The following is an 18,685-nucleotide window of genomic DNA, read 5'->3' as shown; positions in this document are numbered from 1 at the left end:
CAACGGATGATGAAACAGTCGGAGGCTGTTGAATTCTAGTCGTCGCCCGGAGGGCCGAGAGATCGGTTGGGCTTAACGGAGGACATCATGATTGCTCCCATCGCTGCCGCGGAAACGCGCGCCAAAGTTCCCTTCTACCGGCATCTCTATGTGCAGGTTCTCACCGCCATCGCTGCCGGCATCCTGCTTGGTCACTATTATCCGCAGCTCGGCACGTCGTTGCAGCCGCTCGGCGATGCCTTCATCAAGCTGGTGCGCATGGTCATCGCGCCCGTCATCTTCCTGACGGTCACGACCGGCATCGCCGGCATGTCGGACTTGAAGAAATTCGGTCGCGTCGTCGGCAAGTCGTTCATCTACTTCCTGACCTTCTCGACTTTGGCGCTGATCGTCGGTCTCATCATTGCCAACGTCGTGCAGCCGGGTGCCGGCATGCACATCAATCCGGCGACGCTGGATACGAAGGCCGTCAACAACTATGCGGCACAGGCCCATGACGCCTCGGTCGTCGGCTTCCTGATGAACATCATTCCGGATACCATCGTCGGCGCTTTCGCCAAGGGCGATATTCTCCAGGTGCTGTTCTTCTCGGTCGTCTTCGGCATTGCGCTTGGCGCTGCCGGCGAACGCGGCCGCCCGGTGACGGATTTCCTGCAAGCACTAACCACGCCGATCTTCCGCATGGTTGCCCTGCTGATGAAGTTTGCTCCCATCGGTGCCTTCGGCGCCATGGCGTTTACCATCGGCAAATATGGTATCGGCACGATCGCCAATCTGGCCTTCCTGATCGGCACCTTCTACGCCACGTCGCTGCTGTTCGTGCTCGTCGTGCTCGGCGCCGTTGCCCGCTATAATGGCTTCTCGATCCTGGCGCTGATCCGCTACATCAAGGAAGAGCTGCTGCTCGTTCTCGGCACCTCGTCGTCCGAAGCTGCATTGCCGGGCCTGATGAACAAGATGGAGCGTGCCGGCTGCAAACGCTCCGTCGTCGGCCTCGTCATCCCCACGGGTTACTCCTTCAACTTGGACGGCACCAATATATATATGACGCTGGCGGCGCTGTTCATCGCACAGGCAACCGATACGCCGCTGACCTTCGGCGACCAGATCCTGCTGCTGCTCGTCGCCATGTTGAGCTCCAAGGGTGCTGCCGGCATCACCGGTGCAGGCTTCATCACGCTTGCCGCGACGCTCGCAGTCGTACCGTCGGTTCCGATCGCCGGCATGGCGCTGATCCTCGGCATCGACCGCTTCATGTCCGAATGCCGGGCACTGACGAACTTCGTCGGCAATGCGGTTGCTACGATCGTCGTCGCCCGCTGGGAAAACGAGCTCGACCAGACCAAGTTTGCCGCCGCCATGGCGGGGCAATTAGGCGAAGAAATCGAGGTGCCTGCCCTGCAGGCCGCCGAGTAAACTTCGCATTATCCTCCCAAGGATGAAACGGCCCTTTCGAGGGCTGTTTTTCCACTTCCGTTCCGTTCGATCACAGTTTCGTGTAGCACCGCCAGATGGCTGCTGCCCCTGGCATCATCAACAGTCGCCTTCATAAAACTGTCACTGCAACAGCTCACAGCATCATACTGACAGTTGTGAATTTCGACGAAACCCGAGCGGACAGGAGGGCAGCGTGTCACAGACGATTTTTGTGAGCACAAGCCAGCCAGCTTCGAGGAGCATGTGCGTCGATCGACCATGTCGCGAGTAGCGCACATGGCTTCCTCACTCTCAGCGCAGCAAAAAGCCTTGCGACGGTCGGAGAGTTTTCTGTCCGAACTTGCCTCCCATGCGGACGAGTTGCTGCACGGCCAAGTCCATGAGCAATATGCCGCCATCTGCTACAGGAAGGCGCCCGACTGCGATGAAGCCGAGATGCTCGTCGTCACCAGCCGGGAAAGCGGCCGATGGGTCGTGCCCAAGGGCTGGCCGATCAAGGGCAAGAAGCCGCATGAAGTTGCTGCCATCGAGGCTTACGAAGAAGCCGGCGTACGCGGCAAGGTTAAGAAAAAGCCGTTCGGCTATTTCACCTATTTAAAGCAGCTTGCCGACGGCAATCGCGTTCCCTGCATTGTCGGATTACATCTGCTTGAGGTTGATCAGACCTTTCAGGACTTCCCGGAGCGAGGCCAGCGCCGTGTCGAGTGGGTTTCCTTCGTCGAAGCAGCCAACCGTGTGCGTGAACCGGAACTCAAGGGACTTTTGCTTGCGGCTGAGCGAAAGGTGCGCAAGGCAAAAGGCAAGAAATGATCTTCATCGTTACTGAGTGGGTTCGCAGCCGGCCGGCGGCTGTCGTCGCAAGACGGCGCGCTGCAGTGCTCGTTCCTCTGTAACCGTGACGTGTTGTCGCTATCACAGAATATTAAATCGCGAAATTAGCCGAGAGCCAGGCGATTGGCAGCTATGCGCTTCCGTGCTTGCCCTCGCCGCATTGATGCCTATATTGACGCAGCGTTCGGCCGTGTCTGTTTAGGTCGATATGCCTCATGGCTGCAATAGCTGCCTTCACCCGGCAACGATTTGGCCGGCGGACTTTGGAAGGAGAAATTTCATGTCCATTACTCCGAATAATATCGATAGTTCAAAGGTTTCTACGGTTCCTGATGGTGAGATTGCTGCTGCTGTGCGGCAGGCGCGTGAAGCCATCGGCTATACGATTGACGACCTCTCGGAAACCTGCGGCCTCACCAGCGAGGAAATCATTGAAATCGAAGCTGGGGCCGAGGCCGATCCGGCAAAACTTCGCCGTATTGCCACCGCATTACAGGTTCCGCCATCGACTTTCTTCATCGTCTGAGCAGGCGGCGCACTTCGGTGCGCCCCTTCAAAGTTCCGACGGCACTTTTCGTCGCAAAACACCGCAGATCTTGACGCGACATGCACCGGGTCGGCGTGACGACTTCCGAAAAGCGCCGGTCGCGCTCATGCATGTCTATCGGCTTTCTAAGCGAAAACTCTCATAATTATACATCGAAAATAAGCCAATATTCGTGTGATTTTATGAGTATTCGCTCTTTTTCCTGTCGCGATACTGGTCAAAATCGTTTCAAAGCTTTAACCTGTACCAATCAAATACGTTTTATTAGTCGTACTTTTATCGAAGCAGCATGATACGGCACGCCTGCCGTAAGTGAGATGTATTCGATGGCGCTCATTGGGACGTACAGCATGCGGCGGAATGATGAGAATGGCGGCGCCGACCTCGATCATGGTGAGCAGCTCGTTAATTCAATCCCTGTTGAAGTTCCCAGTCCTCAGACGAACGCGGATGACCGCACGCCATTACCCCAGGAGCGAACGCAAGCTGAAGGGAGTAGTTTGGATCGAGCGCCAGCTAAAGAGGACAAACTAGCAGCCCTGGACCAGATCGCTCGGGACATGACATTGCTCGCCACGCTCGTGACGAGACGGCGACACGTGAAATCCGAAAACGCCGGGGATCAAGATCAGGCGCCGTCATTTGACGCCTCCAGCGATCCAGAAGAACTGGCATTCGCGCCTATCGGCATCGCATCGCGTGATGGTGACGAGCTTCAATTCATCGCTTCAATTGGCCAGGCGATCGAGTATCTTGCCACGCAATGGCCGATCCGCAGCGGGGATGCCTTCGAAGAAGCGCTGCAAGCCTGTATCGACGGCGTCAAAGGCAGAGCCTCACCTGAGCAGGTTCGCTCTGCTTTCCTAAAGGCCGCAGATGCGGTGAGTATACGCGTTGTTATCTCCGGCGATTAAAGCCCGGTCTGTTAAACCTTCCCGTCCCCTGGAATCGCAGAGCACCACAGCGTGTGCGTGAAAAGGCGCAACTGCATGGTGCAAACGAGGAGGCCCGACCAGTGCTTGAAGCAAGGCGGCCGGGCCTCCCGTCCATCGCAAATTGGCGGTTGCGATAGCTACAAAGATGTGGCTTTTCACTGTCCTGTCGTCCATACGCAAAGCGACAGCAGAGGTCCGATTGCGCCTGACGTTGGAAAGCCGGTTTTAAAGTAAGCCGATACCTAACACCGACACGCCGCTTGTCTCGCAATGCTGCAGCCCGAGATGCCCAGTTCTTCTCCCGTTTGAATGCTATGGCAAGCACAGACCATATACGTCTGTTTTCGCGCATGCGCTGCCGGCAGGTTCTTTCCGAAAGGGATGTTGGGGCAGGGCATTGAGTGCAGTTGGGAGGCCAGACGTTCCTTCAAAGGGTCCGCCACGTCAGGCCTCCCGGCGCAGCAGATTGGTATCTGCGGTAGCGCTCGAAACCTGCAGAACAGCGCGTGGACTGTCTATATCGAAAGCGACAGGCTGCATCCAATTACGTCACCGGAAATTGACGGCGGCCTTTTGCCGACGAAAAAAGTTATTCGCATGCAGCGACGCGAAGTCCGCCTTCCGATTCTAAACCGTGTTGATCGACAACGGTAGATTCCGGAATATTTGGGTGATCCCAAAGTATAGAATCAATATTACCTCAATACATATTGCGACAGCATTATACAAATAATGTATATTTTATGAAAATATTTATTAGCGATCACGTATTTACAGCTATAATCACGCCGATATTATGGCTTCAACGTGAACTTTCACAAGTTACATGTTGAATCTCGTGAATTCCTTTAAGGAGAATTTTCGAATGCGCAAGTTTTTGGGATCCACCGTTTTTCTGATGGCGGCGGTTGCGGGGAGTACCGTTTATGCAGCGGATCTTGCGGTTTCCACACCGCCTCAAGCTCCTGTTGAAGCGGCGCCGGTATTTTCATGGACCGGCTTCTATGTGGGTGTGAACGCCGGCGGCGGTTTTGGCGGCAACGACACTGTCGGTTTCCATTCGTTCGGAGATTATCTTGGCAGGTTTGGCAAGCTTGAGGGATCCGGTTTTCTCGGTGGTGGTCAAATCGGCTACAACTATCAGTTCGATCCTAACTGGGTAGTCGGCCTTGAAGCTGATTTCCAGGGTGCTGACATCAGCGATTCCTTCAGAAGCGATATCGCAAGCGCATCTTCCAAGATCGATTGGTACGGCACCGTTCGTCCTCGCATCGGTTATGCCTATGACAACACCTTGTTCTACGGAACCGGCGGCTTCGCCTATGGACACGTCAAATACAAGGGCGCGTTGGCCGGCGTAAGCTTCGACGATGATAAGACCGAGGCCGGCTGGACTGTCGGTGCCGGTGTCGAACATGCTTTCACCGACCATGTGACGGCAAAACTCGAATATCAGTATGTTGATTTCGGCAGCAGCAACATGGGTGGGGACGCCCTTAACTCCAAAGCCAGCCTTGATTTCCATGCCATTCGTGTGGGTCTGAACTACAAGTTCTGACAATAGTTTGCCTTGAAGACAATGTGTTAATCTAATGGAGAGGATAATAACATGGCTTTGATTGGCATCAACCTAATCAACAACGGCACGACTACGATCGACAGCAGCAATGCTGGCTCAGCGGGAGATACAATCCAGCTCAATCTGGTTTCCAACGGCACGGTGATCGTTGATGGCGTGGACGTCAATATCAGCAGTCTTGTTGGTACTGGTGCGCTTTCGAGCACAACTATCGAAGCGATCAACGGTGCGAACGTGACGATCGATGCAGGCCTCGCCAACATTGGAGCTGGCTCGACTTATACCTATGCAATCGGTGCTGGATCCAGCATTACCGTCGACTCGAGCTTGCTGACGGTTGGATTGTTGAATGGCGTTACCGTAGACTTTGCCAACGCAAACGGCAGTGGGCTGTTCGCTTACAATCCTGGCGGGATCAATTTGAACCTCTCAACCCCGCCAAATGTGGTGAACGTTCAATCCGGCGACAAGATCGAAGTTGTTGGCTCGAATGTTGTCTCGCAATCCGGGAATACCGTTACCTTCTTCGGCGGTCTGTTGAACGCAGTGCCGCTCGGTTCCTATACGATACCGGCCGGCGTCACGTACAGCTACGATGCCAACACCGACACGCTGACCTTCACGAGCTGCTTCCTGCGCGGTACGCTCATCCGGACGCCCGAGGGAGATACTCCGGTCGAGGATTTGCGGGTCGGGGATCTTGTGGTCACGCACAATGGCGTGGCGGATATCAAATGGGTCGGTCGACGTCGGCTCGATCCGAAGGCAATCGACAAGCCCCGCGATACGCTTCCGATCCGTATCCGGGTGGGGGCATTTGCGGAAAATATTCCATCCCGGGATCTCTACGTCTCTCCGGACCACTGCATGTTCCTCGAGGAGTCCCTGATCCCCGCCAAGTTCCTCATCAACGGCACCACCGTTACCCAGGAGGCGACGCTGGCACCTTTCGAGTATTTCCATATCGAACTGGAGCAGCACTCGATCATTCTCGCCGAAGGCGCTCCGACGGAAACCTATCTCGATCTCGGTGGCCGCATGTCCTTCCTTGAACCGGGCGTCCTGCGGTTCGGCGCGATGTCGGGCACGGCAACACGCAACTGGAACGACTGGTGCTATCCTCCGGTCTATGCCGGCAAGGTGCTGGAGCAAGCCCGCGCGATCCTTGAACAGCGAGCCGAGGAACTGGGTTACATCGTTCAGGATGCGCAAGCATCCTGATACTCGAATGCAAAGCGAACTGCGGGCGGTTAAGACCGCCCGCAGGCGATTGAAGCGGGATGTTGAGGTGTCGGTCCCATCTCGACTTTCGTTTGGCCGAGAAACTCTTAGCCCCAAAGATATCGTTCATTTTTTTGTTTTCAGCGCTTGGGAGTACTGAATGCGCCATGACGATGCTGTCTCGCCCTACTTGCTCGATGTAGACCGAATCGATGAGCGATCGCTGATCGAAAAATTTGCCGGCAAGACAGTTTTCTTCGACGGGGTGTTCAAAGGCGATTACAGCCTGGCGATCGTCAATCGCCACCTTGCGCAGGCGCTCATCGATTTGGGCATCAATCTCACTTGTCATACGGCCGAAGACGATTGGCAGAGCGATGTCAACCTGGCGACAGCACCGGATATCATCCGCCGAATGCGCGATGACTACCCGTTCAAAGAGACATTCGACATCCATCTCCGCAATACCTGGCCCCCGGTGACCCATAACATGGTCGGACGGCAGAATGCCTATGTTGCCTTTGCCTGGGAGGAGCTCGAATTTCCGCAATACCTGGTGGATCGCTTCAACCGCGATCTCGACCTTGTAACCGTCATTTCGAATTTCGTTCGCGACAGTTTCGCGCGGTCCGGCGTCACAATACCGGTGGAAGTTACCGGAAATGGCTGTGATCATCTCTCGGCTCTTGCTGAAGACGTGCCATCCCCATTGCCCGAAAGCAGACGCAGACGCATTCTGCATGTCTCTTCCTGCTTTCCGCGCAAGGGTGTCGACGTCCTGATCGATGCGTTCCTGGACAGCTTCCGTGCGGATGATCCGGTCGAACTGGTAATCAAGACTTTTCCGAATCCGAATAATATCTCGGCATCTGTTCTGGCCGACAGGCGTGACAGACTCGCCGATGCTCCCCCCATCACCATCATCGACAAGCATTACAATCCAAGCCAGCTCCGCGCGCTCTATCGATCGGCCGCGATGTTGGTGGCGCCGAGCAGGGGCGAGGGTTTCGGCTTGCCGTTGGCGGAAGCCATGCTGCTCGATGTTCCCGTTGTCACCACGAATTACAGCGGCCAGCTCGATTTCTGCCGTCCCGACACGGCTTGGCTGGTCGATTGCCATATGTCGGCATCTCAGGCTCATGTGGCCGGCTCTCATAGTCTTTGGGCCGAACCCTCCGTGCAGCATCTGGGAACGCAGATGCGCGCCGTGCTTGACCATCCCGACGAGGCTCAAAGCCGAACGCAAAAGGCGAAATCACTGTTGAAAGCGCATTTCAGCTGGAGATCGGTCGCTATCCGTACCCTGAGCGCACTTGCAAAATCCGTGCGGACAGCGGCCCAGCCACGGCAGGATTGGACCGTCGATCTCATTTCCTCCTGGCAACAGCAGTGCGGTATCGCCACCTATTCGCAGCACCTCTATAGCACGCCCGCATTCGAGGGCAGGATCGAGCATATCTTTGCCCGGCGGATCATGGACGATGCGCTGCCCGAAGCGCCCGTTGATATGATCGAGGCAACACCGCGCAGCATGTCGAGGCTGTGGGGCTATGATCTTGCTTCGCTGAAACGCCTGGCTGGACGGCTGGAGCAGGCACGCGGCGATGTCTTATGGATGCAACATCATCCGGGGCATTTCTCAACACCGGATATGGAATTACTGGCCCAGCCGATCACAGCAACCAGTCATCGGCTGCGCGTGCTGACCATGCATAGCGTGAAAGAGGCGCTGCGCGGTGGGTCACTCGACTGGACCCGCGCATTCGACATCGTCTTCTTACATTCGGCAGAGGATGCGGCAGCCGTTTCGGCTGCCGGCCACCCCAACCCGATCGTCATACCGCACGGTGTCCTCTTGGTGCCGGAAGATGCACCTGCGCCGGACCCGTCGCATTTCACCATCGGTTCCTTTGGGTTCCTGATGCCACACAAGAATATCGACCGTCTGGTATTGGCCTTTGCGGAGGCATTGAACTACGAGCCGAGACTGCGCCTCAAGTTGTTCAACTGCACGGTGCCCAACGACGAATCGCGTGCGGCACGCGCCATGATCGAAAATCTGATCGCCTATCTCGGACTATCCGACAAGATCACCGCACGTTTCGACTTCATTCCGGAAAGAGAGCTGCGTCGCGAACTTATGACCTGCGACCTGCTTTCCTTCCTGTATGGCCACTCGACCGAAACGGCGACCGGGGCAGCGCGTATCGCGATGAGCGTTGACCGCCCGCTGCTTTGCTCTCGCTCGCCTGTTCTGCGCGACTTGTGGCCGTTCAGTCACGTCGTGAGGAGTACCGAGATAGAGTGCATCGCGGAAGCGCTTCTCAGCCTTGCTCAAAATCCCTCGCTGCTCTCGATGTTGGATCGAGACCGCAGCCAGGCCGCCCACTGGTATTCCTATCCGCGCACTGCCGCGCGGCATGTCACAGCCATCGAGAAGATGTTGGGGGAAAATATTGACCATCGCCGAGTTGCATAGGCAGCCTTTGAGCTCGCTGCCGAAAGACGTGTTCTCCTTGCCCGCGGAATCCTTCATCGACGCCTGGGCAAAGGCATTGGACCTGACGGAGGTCGATCTGACAGCGGACGATCGTCTTTCGCTTGCAAACGCCATTCGCGGCGGCACCAGTCGGCTGCGTGTGGTGGACGCGCTGAAGGCTCGCCGTCCCGTCCCGCAATCATTGAACGGCCTGTCCGGCCTGCATGCATTGCGTCGGGAACCGGACCAGTTCGCCATGGTGGAGAATTTCGTTCGATTCGCGAAAGACGATGACCCGGCTTTCCTGCGCCATGCATTTTCGCGGATCTGCGGCCGCGATCCGACATCCGCCGAGCGGTTAGGGATGGAGTTCGACCTTAGGCGCGGCGTCCTTAAGCGAAGAGACGTGGTGAAGCAGATTGTCGCCATTGCGCGCCGGGATGGCAAGACAGCGTATTGGGATACGCTGCTGCCTGAAGATAACGATGACACACATGATCTGCCCGATGCCTCCAACGCAAACATCACGCCGTCGGGGCTGCTGGTCAATCCGGATGGTCAGGCGATGCTCGTCCTTGTGCGTGAGCTCGAAAACGTCGGCTGGATGATCGCTCCAGATCTCCTGTGCCAGCCGCTGCAGATCAATGACGGCAACTGGACGGTGCAGTCGGGCTGGCTGTTGACAGGTCCCAAGCGCAGCATGACGGAAGGCGACTGGTTGCTGGATCTCGACATTATCCAACCGCATACGGCCAGGCTCGATATCGAGATCGTCGCCAATTCAGGTCTCGATTTTCTACAGGTCATGACGCTGGTCGGTTCGTTCTCCGGAACCGTGTGTGTGGCCATCAAGCGGGAGCATCGTTTCATCGAATTGCGTGTTCGCATTCACGAGCGCTCTCCCGAAGACCGCTGGCTGCGTCCTCGAAACATTTCGATGCGGCGCGTATCATGAGACGAGAACTGAGATTTGCATCGACGCTCCTGCGCGTCGGCCAGGCGGAGAAAGAGGCAGCCGAAGCCGATACGCCGGTCAATGCTCTCGCCGCGGCAGATGCCGCGCGCGATCGGCGCGATTGGGCGGCGGCCGCCTTCTACTATCAGCAGGCGCTGAAACAAAATCCCGCGCGAGTATCGCTATTCGTTCAGCTGGGGCACGCTCACAAGGAGAATGGCGATTTCGATGCCGCTCTTGAGGCATACCAGCACTTCCTCGCGGAAGAGCCCGACGATGTCGATATTCATCTCCAGCTCGGGCACCTCTACAATCGGATGAATGAGTGGGAATCCGCACTTCAATGGTACGAGCAAGCCCATGTTCTCGCGCCCGATAATGCTGATATCGCCGCTCATCTGGAGTCGGCACGTCTTCGATTTTCGCGCGTCGATATAGAGCGCAAACGCCAGAACGCGATGGAATTGCTTCAATCACGGCGCTGGCATCAGGCGCGGGCGCTATTGTACGATCTGGTGGAGACGGATGGCGAAATCGATCTGATTGCCGTTTACGCCAACGCGACCAAGGAAGCCGGCGATTTCGATGAGGCGCTGAGGCTCTACGATGTTTATCGTGAATATGCGCAAAACCTCGATGCAGCCTCAGTGATCGACGTCGAAATCCAGACTGCGCATCTGTATAAAGCGATGCGGGATATCGATGCTGCCTTGCGATATTACATTCGCGCACGCGATGCGGAATTCAGTCTCTATGGCCATGTTACGCCGGATTCGATCGCCAGCCGAGAAATCCGCGCCTGCATGGCGGAGATTTATACCTGCTTCTGGCATCCTGATTGATTTCGGGATCAGCCGCTTTCGTGATCCCTGATGGCGGTGACCATGAGCCAGCCCAACAGGTAGCAAAGGCTCAAGGACAGAAAAACGACTGTAATGTTCTTGAGCTCATAAGGCATCTCTGCCTCGTCGGGCATCTGCGGTGGAACGACGACCTCGAGATACAGCTGCTGGCGGCGCGCATCAGCCCTGGCTGCTTCGAGTGCATCGAGTGAGGCAACGAGCGCCTTGTTGGCAAACTCCCGCATCAGGACGAGACTTTCGTAATCGGCAATTCTGGGCGCGACGGATTTATCCGATCCGACCATTTTGGCTCGTTCACTCTCGATTTGCTGCTCCAGTGCAGCAGCCTGACTCGTCAAAAACGGGATGGAGTTACTGTCCGGCGCAGTCTTGCGTGTTTCTGCAAGGCGTGCCCGCGTGTTGGCGAGAGCCGACGTCAGATTGCTGATGAGATCGATCATCGACATGGAGCTGGCATTCGGGTCGATCATCAGCTCCTTGTTTCTGAAGTTCGTTATGTTTCTCTGCGCGTCGATGACCCGCTGCTGCGCCTGTTGCACCTCGCCATCGGCAAAGCGAACCGCATCGCCGCGGGCGCGGTTGTTGAGCCGGTCGAGAAGATCGCCGCCGAGCGCCAGCAATGATGTGTTCATGTCCGCGGCATCCTGCGCGTGAAAGGCCGTCGTCCGCAGGACGGTGATACCCGTGGTGTCGTTGTGAATGACGGACACCCGGTTCGAATAGTAACTATAGAGCTGTTCCTCGCTATTGGTTTCCCAGAAGCGTGGAAAGCGCGTCAGCCAGTCCGCCTGCGGGCTGCCGAAAATAGCACGTACGGGAAGCCGTTCGGCAAGTTCCTTCAGCGCCTGACGCGAGCGAATATATTCCTGCACGGAAAAAGTATCGTCCTGCGAGCGCGTAATCCCGCTGTTCTGCAACAGAGAGCCGAAGACGCTGGATGATGGTGGCGCCGCCATACGAACGACGAAGGAGGATTCCGATACATAGATTGGGGCGGCGATAAACGCGTAATAGGCGCTGACGGCAAGGGTAGGGGCGACAACTGCCAGTAAATAAACGCGCATACGGCCAAGGCGCTTGCGATGCCTGCGGGCTTTTGTCGGTCCGCTGATCGATTTTGCGACCATTTGACGTAAAGATTGCGAGCGCTGCTCAGTATCCACTTTCTTATTTTCGTTCTCGGAGTTTATCAGAGCCATGGCCATGCCCTTTCTGATGATCGCCTGTCGTTAGATATCCGCAAGCGGACGCTATGGACGGTAATTGTCCAAGTCCGGCGCAATGAAGGTTGAGCGGTCGCACTCCGCCGGTATCGTTGACCGACCGTCTGATGGAGACGGCGTAGCGACCAGGAGGGCTTCGAGTGCATCAGGTATCGGCAAGCGCGCGTGGGGGTTCGCAGTTCATTACCGGATTGAAGATTCAGGGGCGCGTTCTCGGTGCGCTGATCATGCGCGAAATGCTCATACGCTACGGGCGGGAAAACATCGGATTTCTCTGGCTTGCGCTGGAACCGATGATCCTGACCACGGGCGTCATGATCATGTGGACGGTGCTCAATCACGAGGCGCACGGATTGACGGTCGCGGCCTTCGTTTTGAGCGGCTACATGCCGCTGACGCTCTGGCGCCACATAAGTGGTCACGCGGTCTCTTGTCTTCGTCAGAATATGCCTCTGATGTATCATCGTCAGATCCGCTTCGCGGATGCGCTGATTGCTCGTGCGCTTCTGGAGATTGCCGGCACGACCGCAGCGCTCATCGTGGTCTACACGGTTGCGCGTTTGGCGGGCATCATACCGCCGTTCCAGGATCTCGGCCTGCTTTTGACGGGCTGGCTGTTCATGGCCTGGTTTTCGTTCGGAGTAGGGCTTATCTTTGCCGCGAGTTCGGAGCGGTTCGAGTTCGTCGAGAAGTTCATACCGCCGTTCCAATATCTGACGCTGCCGATCTGCGGCATGTTCTTCATGGTGGCCTGGCTTCCCAGTGGCGCCCAGAAGCTGGCGCTTTATGTCCCAACCGTCCACTGCTTTGAGCTTTTCCGCGCCGGCGTATTTGGCGACACGGTGCAAACCTTCTACGACGTCAGCTATCTTTTGAAATGCTGCCTGTTCACCACCGCCGTCGGCCTCTTTCTGGTCAACGTGGCACGCAGCCACATCAAGTTCGAATGATGCGCTCATCGTCCGGTTTCCCGCCGCGCTACTGCTGCTTGGCATAGTGAGGCACCTGGCTCTGGAATTCGAAGGAACGCAGCAGCGTTTCACGCAGCTCGCCGCGGTTGTGTAGCGCGTAGTGGTTGAGGAAGGTTTCTGCGGATTCTGGCTCACGGCCAAGAATCCAACGAAAGGCGGCAACGACATCGTGGGAATCGATTGGATCGCCGAAATGGCTGTGAGCGGGACTGCTGATTTTTGCGAAAAGATAGGGTAGTGCCCCATGCAGAATATCGAGGCTGAACCGGTGAAGGTTCTGGTTCGACAACGCGGTCCTGGTGAACGCATCCATAAGGCCGGAATAATTAGTAAGGATCGAGAGCAGGTCGCTGGAGCGAGGCAAGCCTTCGAAACCGCCATCCGCATGGAAGCGCCCCGCCATCTCCTTCCAGACCTCGGCAGAATAATGCATCGGTGCAGGTCCATAGAGGGCGGTGTCGTCGGAATAGAGGTCAGTGCGCGGCGTTAGCACCCGGCTGTTTTCGATATGCTCCAGGCAGAAGTCGACGAGCATGCGCGACATCGGATAGCGCATCTGCCAGCGGCAGAAGTCGATCATATAGGTATTGCTGTCGATGAGCGTGCCGCGATAATCGGCGGTGGGCGGAACGTCGAGCAGAATCAGCCTCGTATCGGGAATTTCTGTGTTCACGAAATCGCAAAATGCTTTCATTGCCGCGATCACGTGCGTCCAAAATTCACGACAGCCGAAGGGGATGATCTTGAAGATACCGAAAGCTTCCCGCTGCAAATCCGGTCCCGCCTCCAGTAGCTCATAGGGTACTGTCAGCAAGGTGTTCCTGTAGCGCATGAGCGAGGCGCGCGTGATGCGGCTGAAATCGACGACAAGCATTTTCGGGGCTGCCTGCCTCAGTCGCTCCCGGAAGCCCTTACGTGCTTCGAAGTGCAGCCTTTTCTTGATCCGCTCCGGCCATGCCTCGATCGCTCTGAGGTTTGTTTTCCGCTCGTCCATGAAGCTGGCGACATTGATGCCGTAGCAGAAAAACGGGATTCTGCTATTCGGAAAGGCGTGGCGAACGAACTCCTCGCTCGGGCACGAGCCGTAGTAGGCGACCTCAGCTATGTCATTGATCTGCTTGCGCAATCATGTCTCCGTATAAGATGCGGACATGCCGGTGTCTCGCACCGACATCGCACAATCGGGCACTGATGGGGCTAAAGCGCCGGTTCTCGCTGACGCTGTTTCTTTGCCTTCGTCGACCCAAGCGTCAGCCCAAGCCGCTGAAGACTTTCGCTGACGTTATCGGCGCGATCGTCATGGACGGCCAGGATGTTCGCGACCGTGCCGACCTGAAAATTCAAGTCGAGTTCCTCAGGTGAGGTCATCCGGGTCAACTTATTTTGTGCACTGTTCCAGATGCGGTAACCGCGTTCGGTAAATTGCTGGTGGATCGCACCGGGCGTCGTTTTCGACAGGACGGAGAGCATGTCGCGGTTGATCTCCATCAAGAGCGAGGGCTTATGTGCCGAGAGCGTTTTTTTCGCGCCTTTCAGGAACAAGCCTTCCGCACCCTCGATATCGACCTTCATAACATCGGGCCGCAGGTCACCGACGACGCGGTCGAGTGTCTCGACCTTGGTCATGCGCCCGACCTTGGTGTCGGTCGAATTCGTAACTAGCCGCGTCGCCCCGGCGTTGACGGTATCCTCGGCATTATTGAGTTGTAGCTCGCCTGGCACATCGGCAAGCGCGAGCTGGCGAACGCTAACGCGATCTTCAAAGCCGTTCTCCAGGATTGACCGGTTGAACAGATCCCAGAGCTTCGGTAGCGGCTCGAAGGCAAGGACCGTTCCTTTGAATGTCGGATGGGCAGCAATGGAGAGTGAGTAGTATCCGACATTGCCACCGACATCGATGAACTGCCCGGTCTCGGGCAGAATGGCCTTGACGAGATCGACATCGAATTTCTCATATTCGCCGCTCATGATGCCAAAAGATATGTGATACTGGCGCAGATCGAGATACAATTTAAAATTGTATTTGGTCTCGAACAAAACGAAAATCGATTTCGGCACGAAATTGTTGAAAAGAAGCTCGCTATGGCGGTGATGGAATTCGTATGAGCTGAGGAAACGCCGACGATGCTCCTCAAGAGAAACGTCCGTCAGCTGCAATAGATTCTGTCCGATGACGTTACGTTCATCCTCGTTCATTGCGCGGCCGAGGATGAATTTGTAGCAGTTCTCGATGTCGTAAAAGCTTGTCATTTTGCTGCTCCCAGATCTTTGATCAACCGTATTTATGTAGTTACCGTCTTTTGCCTGCACTGTTGCCCCTCACTGAAAAACCGGCGAGGTCGATATTCTCTCGATGCGCCGCGGAGCCCGTTGGGCAGCGTGGCGTCGCGCCGAAAAATCGGCTTCGATCAGTGTCTCCAAATCATCGAAATGCGTGTCCCACCCGCTCGATGGGCCGGGTTTCATTCGGCGTTGTGGCGAGGCGGTGATCATGTCGAGCGCGGCTCTCCAACTCAGCCCATCAAGCGGGTCGAGGAAGATGGCGGGCTGTCCGGCGGCGGCTTCACGATGCGCACTGATGTTGGAGGCGATGACCGGTGTGCCGAGCGCGATCGCCTCGGCGACGGGCATGCCGTAACCCTCGGTAAAGGATGGAGCCAAAAGACCAGCTGCGCCGGCGACCAACCGCGCCAAAGCCGCATCCTCTAGCCCCGGCACCTCGATGACGAGCCCGGGCAGGGCAGGGCATCGTTCCAGCATTGCTAAGATGTGACTGTTTTCCCATCCTCTCTTGCCGACAATTACGAGCCGCGGGGCCATCGCCCCATCACGTTCGGCCAGATATTGCCACAGATGCAGCAATAGCATGTGGTTCTTGCGCGGTTCGATCGTTCCGAGCGTCACGAAGTAAGGCATCCGGGGGCGCGGCATGTCGTTTGGCGGAGAGAGGAAGCAACGCTCGATGCCTGGAGGCAAGACTGCGATCGAGGGGGGTGTCCTGTCGCTCTGCTGAGCAAACGTGCGCAGGGCACGTGCGGTTACCTGCGAATTGCAAAGCACCAGCGACGCATGTTTCAGCACCGTCTCCATCCTGCGGCGATGCCGCTCAGGCTCCTCCGGTCGGACGAATTCCGGATGCGATAGCGGGATAAGGTCGTGGACATAAAAGACGCCGTTGCGACCGGTTTCTCCAAGCCAGGAGAAGGCGGATGTTCGATCCAGCCGGCTGTGCGACACGTGGACAAAGGAAGCCCTGGGCGGCAGCAGGGGGCCATGCGTGAAATGGCTGGCGACAGCATGCGCGATCTTGCGCAGCTTTTGCGTATGGGCTTCGCCTGCCCTTACTTCCGCTGCGGCCTGCCACCTGATCTTGCCGTCGATAGCGGCGAAAATCCGTTCGAGAAGAGCGGCCTGCGTTGGCGATATATCTGTCGCCGACCAGCGACTATTGAGGATGGAGACCAGCCTGTCCGCCCGTTCGGACGGAATGGCAACGGCGCTGTTGCGACCGGTCTCGACAAACCAGGACGGCTGCGAAAACACATCGAAATCTGTCAAGGCAGTCCGTTTGCGGCGTTCGTTCAGCCAGTTGGCGTAATGAAGCTCATAGCGATCGATACCGGTGGGCGTCGGGCAATGCGCCCGTTCCATCAATCGAGAAATATCCATGACGACGGGCTTGGTCATAATTTTCTGGCCTCAAGCATATGGATAGCCTGCGCCAGCCAGCGCCGCCGCGATGGATTTGGAGCAATGCCCTGGCGGGAGCGATAGAGTTCGGCGACGACGTCTTCCGCCTCGCATGGAAGATTGGTGATATTCGACCAGTATCGGGGATAGAGGATGAGCGTGCCTGCAACCAGTGCATCAAGCGTTAGCACCCGCTTTCGCCGCAAGGAGACGACCGCATCATGCGTCAGACCCCAGCCCGCGTAAAAGGGGAGGCCATGGCACCATACCGGTCTTTCGCGCAGCAGCGCCTCGAATCCGATCTGCGAGGTTGCGACGTGAACTTCGTCGACCACACTCAGAAGGTTGCCCAGATCGACATTGCCGATCACCAGATCGGCGGCCTCCGCTGGCGGGGATGGAGTTGGGTGACGGCCGGTCGCCTTCGCTAGAAGATCCGGATGCTGCTTATAGACGATGAACGCCTTGGGCCTGGCGCGTCGGACGGCCCTCAGCAGTTCGATATCGGAGGAATGGCTTGCCATGCCGAAGCGCAATGAGGCGTCGTTCGGAACTTGGCCGGCCACCAAAACGATGGTGCGGCCTTCGGCCAGTGCACGATAATCCGGTGCAGGCTGCGGCGGCAGATTGTATTTGGTGATGCCCATGGAAACGATGGCTTGCCGCAAGCGTTGCGCCCGCTCGAGAAGTGCATCATCGAAATTCGTCCTGTTCAGGATTGTTTCGAGCTGGCTCGGCGCGGAGGCATCAAAATAGATGCCTTCCTCGTCGAAGCAGAGCGAGGATGGCGGCACGAGCGAGCTGCCAAGGCCGGAAGAGCGGATGAACCCGTCTTCAACACGCATGACCGGCAATCTCTTGCCATTCTTCCATAGAACTCCTTCCTCGGGAGCGGGAGCATTGCCCCAAAGAACGATCGTGTCGGCGCTTTGGATTTCCGAGGCACTCGGATTGTTGGCGAAATGAACTTGGGACCGGGGACTGCTCAGATATCGGCGCATGACCGCGCGTTTATGAAGCGAGAAATTGACGCAAAGGTAACGGCCCGTGAGCGAGCGGGCGCGAGCACGCCATTCAAGTAGCCGTTCCACCGCCTGCTCGGCCGTGATCGGACTGCGTGAGACGGGATCAACATAGCGCGAATATTGAAAAAATGAAGCTGCGGCAAACTCGTCTATGCTAACATTGCGCCCACGACGGGAGCGTGCCGTAGCTGCTACCGTGCCCTCGGCACGGTCTGCAGTCAGTCCCCAGCCGGCATAGGCGGGCATGCCGAAGGTAACGACGGGTATTTCCCGCAGGAGAGCTTCGAGGCCGAGCTGGCTTGATACCGTCCAGACCTCATCCACCATATCCAGAAGGGAGTGCGTTGAAATCGCCTTGTCCACGAATTGCACATCCACGGTTCGCGCAAGAGGCTGAAGAAAACCTCGTGCGCGGCCAGCGACGACGTCGGGATGGCATTTTACGATGATGTCGGCATTTGCCTCCGCCAGAGCCGCCGTCCACATTCTCGCGAAGGTCTCTGCATTGGCGCCGGCGCTTTCGACGGCGCTATTTCCGACCACTTCGTCGACGAGCAGGATGCGCCTGCGACGGCTTCGGCGAAGACGAAACGTTCCTTCGGGGACGTGGCCATCTTGGGAAAGTCTCTCGCGGTTGATCCAGCGCCGCAGGTCTCGCGCTCGCCGAACATCCGCATCGGAGGACGCGTCTTGAAGCAGTGCCTCGAGCCGTGAAGGTTGGCGTGCGGAAAAATGAATGCCGAGGTCGTCGGCGATAACGGAGATCGGTGAAGCAGCGTCCGGGCCGGTCGATTGCAGGAAGCCACCTTCCACCGTCCAGAAAGGCAGGCGCAGCACCTGCGCATAGAGGCGTGCCAGGCGGGAAAGCGGACCGTTTCCCCAGCTGACGACGCCATCTGCAGCACCCATCGTCAATTCGATCGGCCTGA

General features: G+C 57.1%; 15 protein-coding genes. 10 read left to right on the top strand and 5 right to left on the bottom strand.

Translation table 11 applies throughout. The features are described from left to right. The first annotated feature begins 87 nt into the window (after nucleotides 1-87). From FHT73_RS18820 to FHT73_RS18780, 9 genes are all read left to right on the top strand, one after another. Nucleotides 88-1,416 carry a dicarboxylate/amino acid:cation symporter gene (locus tag FHT73_RS18820; RefSeq protein WP_112414994.1) on the top strand — a complete coding sequence of 443 codons (1,329 nt, stop codon included), beginning with the start codon at nucleotides 88-90 and terminating at the stop codon, nucleotides 1,414-1,416. Between the two features lie 297 nt (nucleotides 1,417-1,713). Then, nucleotides 1,714-2,247, top strand: coding sequence for an NUDIX hydrolase (locus tag FHT73_RS18815; RefSeq protein ID WP_183713822.1), 534 nt, complete (start codon nucleotides 1,714-1,716; stop codon nucleotides 2,245-2,247). Nucleotides 2,248-2,548: 301 nt separating this feature from the next. Then, nucleotides 2,549-2,794, top strand: a complete 246-nt coding sequence (locus FHT73_RS18810; protein WP_112603660.1) for a helix-turn-helix transcriptional regulator — start codon at nucleotides 2,549-2,551, stop codon at nucleotides 2,792-2,794. A 371-nt stretch (nucleotides 2,795-3,165) separates the two neighbouring features. Then, entirely contained in the window at nucleotides 3,166-3,729 is a 564-nt protein-coding gene (locus FHT73_RS29525; RefSeq protein ID WP_246712167.1) for a DUF982 domain-containing protein, read from the top strand. A gap of 886 nt (nucleotides 3,730-4,615) precedes the next feature. After that, complete coding sequence (locus tag FHT73_RS18800; protein WP_112603656.1) at nucleotides 4,616-5,308, top strand: outer membrane protein; 693 nt, start codon at nucleotides 4,616-4,618, stop codon at nucleotides 5,306-5,308. A gap of 51 nt (nucleotides 5,309-5,359) precedes the next feature. Further along, on the top strand, nucleotides 5,360-6,550 hold the full coding sequence (locus tag FHT73_RS18795) for a Hint domain-containing protein (protein WP_112414992.1): 1,191 nt from the start codon (nucleotides 5,360-5,362) through the stop codon (nucleotides 6,548-6,550). Nucleotides 6,551-6,710: 160 nt separating this feature from the next. Continuing rightward, entirely contained in the window at nucleotides 6,711-9,029 is a 2,319-nt protein-coding gene (locus tag FHT73_RS18790; protein WP_183713818.1) for a glycosyltransferase, read from the top strand. A gap of 163 nt (nucleotides 9,030-9,192) precedes the next feature. Continuing rightward, nucleotides 9,193-9,984 (top strand): hypothetical protein, encoded by a 792-nt coding sequence (locus FHT73_RS18785; protein ID WP_348648146.1) that lies wholly within the window; start codon nucleotides 9,193-9,195, stop codon nucleotides 9,982-9,984. Further along, a complete protein-coding gene (locus FHT73_RS18780) occupies nucleotides 9,981-10,826 on the top strand; it encodes a tetratricopeptide repeat protein (protein ID WP_183713813.1) in 846 nt (281 codons plus the stop codon). The genes FHT73_RS18785 and FHT73_RS18780 overlap by 4 nt, the downstream gene beginning before the upstream one ends. An 8-nt stretch (nucleotides 10,827-10,834) precedes the next feature. On the opposite strand, the gene FHT73_RS18775 is transcribed toward FHT73_RS18780, so the two are convergent. Then, nucleotides 10,835-11,911: a capsule biosynthesis protein gene (locus tag FHT73_RS18775; RefSeq protein ID WP_246712168.1), complete on the bottom strand. Its 1,077-nt coding sequence runs from the start codon at nucleotides 11,909-11,911 to the stop codon at nucleotides 10,835-10,837. Between the two features lie 299 nt (nucleotides 11,912-12,210). On the opposite strand from FHT73_RS18775, the gene FHT73_RS18770 reads away from it, so the two are divergent. Next, nucleotides 12,211-13,020 (top strand): ABC transporter permease, encoded by an 810-nt coding sequence (locus tag FHT73_RS18770; protein WP_183713808.1) that lies wholly within the window; start codon nucleotides 12,211-12,213, stop codon nucleotides 13,018-13,020. 28 nt (nucleotides 13,021-13,048) lie between these two features. On the opposite strand, the gene FHT73_RS18765 is transcribed toward FHT73_RS18770, so the two are convergent. The 4 genes from FHT73_RS18765 to FHT73_RS18750 form a co-directional block, all read right to left on the bottom strand. Next, a complete protein-coding gene (locus FHT73_RS18765) occupies nucleotides 13,049-14,167 on the bottom strand; it encodes a DUF6270 domain-containing protein (protein ID WP_112603644.1) in 1,119 nt (372 codons plus the stop codon). 71 nt (nucleotides 14,168-14,238) lie between these two features. Then, nucleotides 14,239-15,291 carry an FkbM family methyltransferase gene (locus tag FHT73_RS18760; protein ID WP_112603642.1) on the bottom strand — a complete coding sequence of 351 codons (1,053 nt, stop codon included), beginning with the start codon at nucleotides 15,289-15,291 and terminating at the stop codon, nucleotides 14,239-14,241. Nucleotides 15,292-15,360: 69 nt separating this feature from the next. Further along, nucleotides 15,361-16,728 carry a glycosyltransferase family 1 protein gene (locus tag FHT73_RS18755; protein ID WP_183713805.1) on the bottom strand — a complete coding sequence of 456 codons (1,368 nt, stop codon included), beginning with the start codon at nucleotides 16,726-16,728 and terminating at the stop codon, nucleotides 15,361-15,363. Beyond that, on the bottom strand, nucleotides 16,725-18,665 hold the full coding sequence (locus FHT73_RS18750; protein WP_246712169.1) for a capsular polysaccharide biosynthesis protein: 1,941 nt from the start codon (nucleotides 18,663-18,665) through the stop codon (nucleotides 16,725-16,727). Before FHT73_RS18750 ends, FHT73_RS18755 begins: the two co-directional genes overlap by 4 nt. Nucleotides 18,666-18,685: the final 20 nt, after the last annotated feature.

The sequence above is a fragment of the Rhizobium sp. BK098 genome (assembly GCF_014193155.1).
Taxonomy (GTDB): domain Bacteria; phylum Pseudomonadota; class Alphaproteobacteria; order Rhizobiales; family Rhizobiaceae; genus Rhizobium.
Note: the sequence above shows the minus strand (reverse complement) of the source record. Positions and strands in the feature narration are given on the sequence as shown.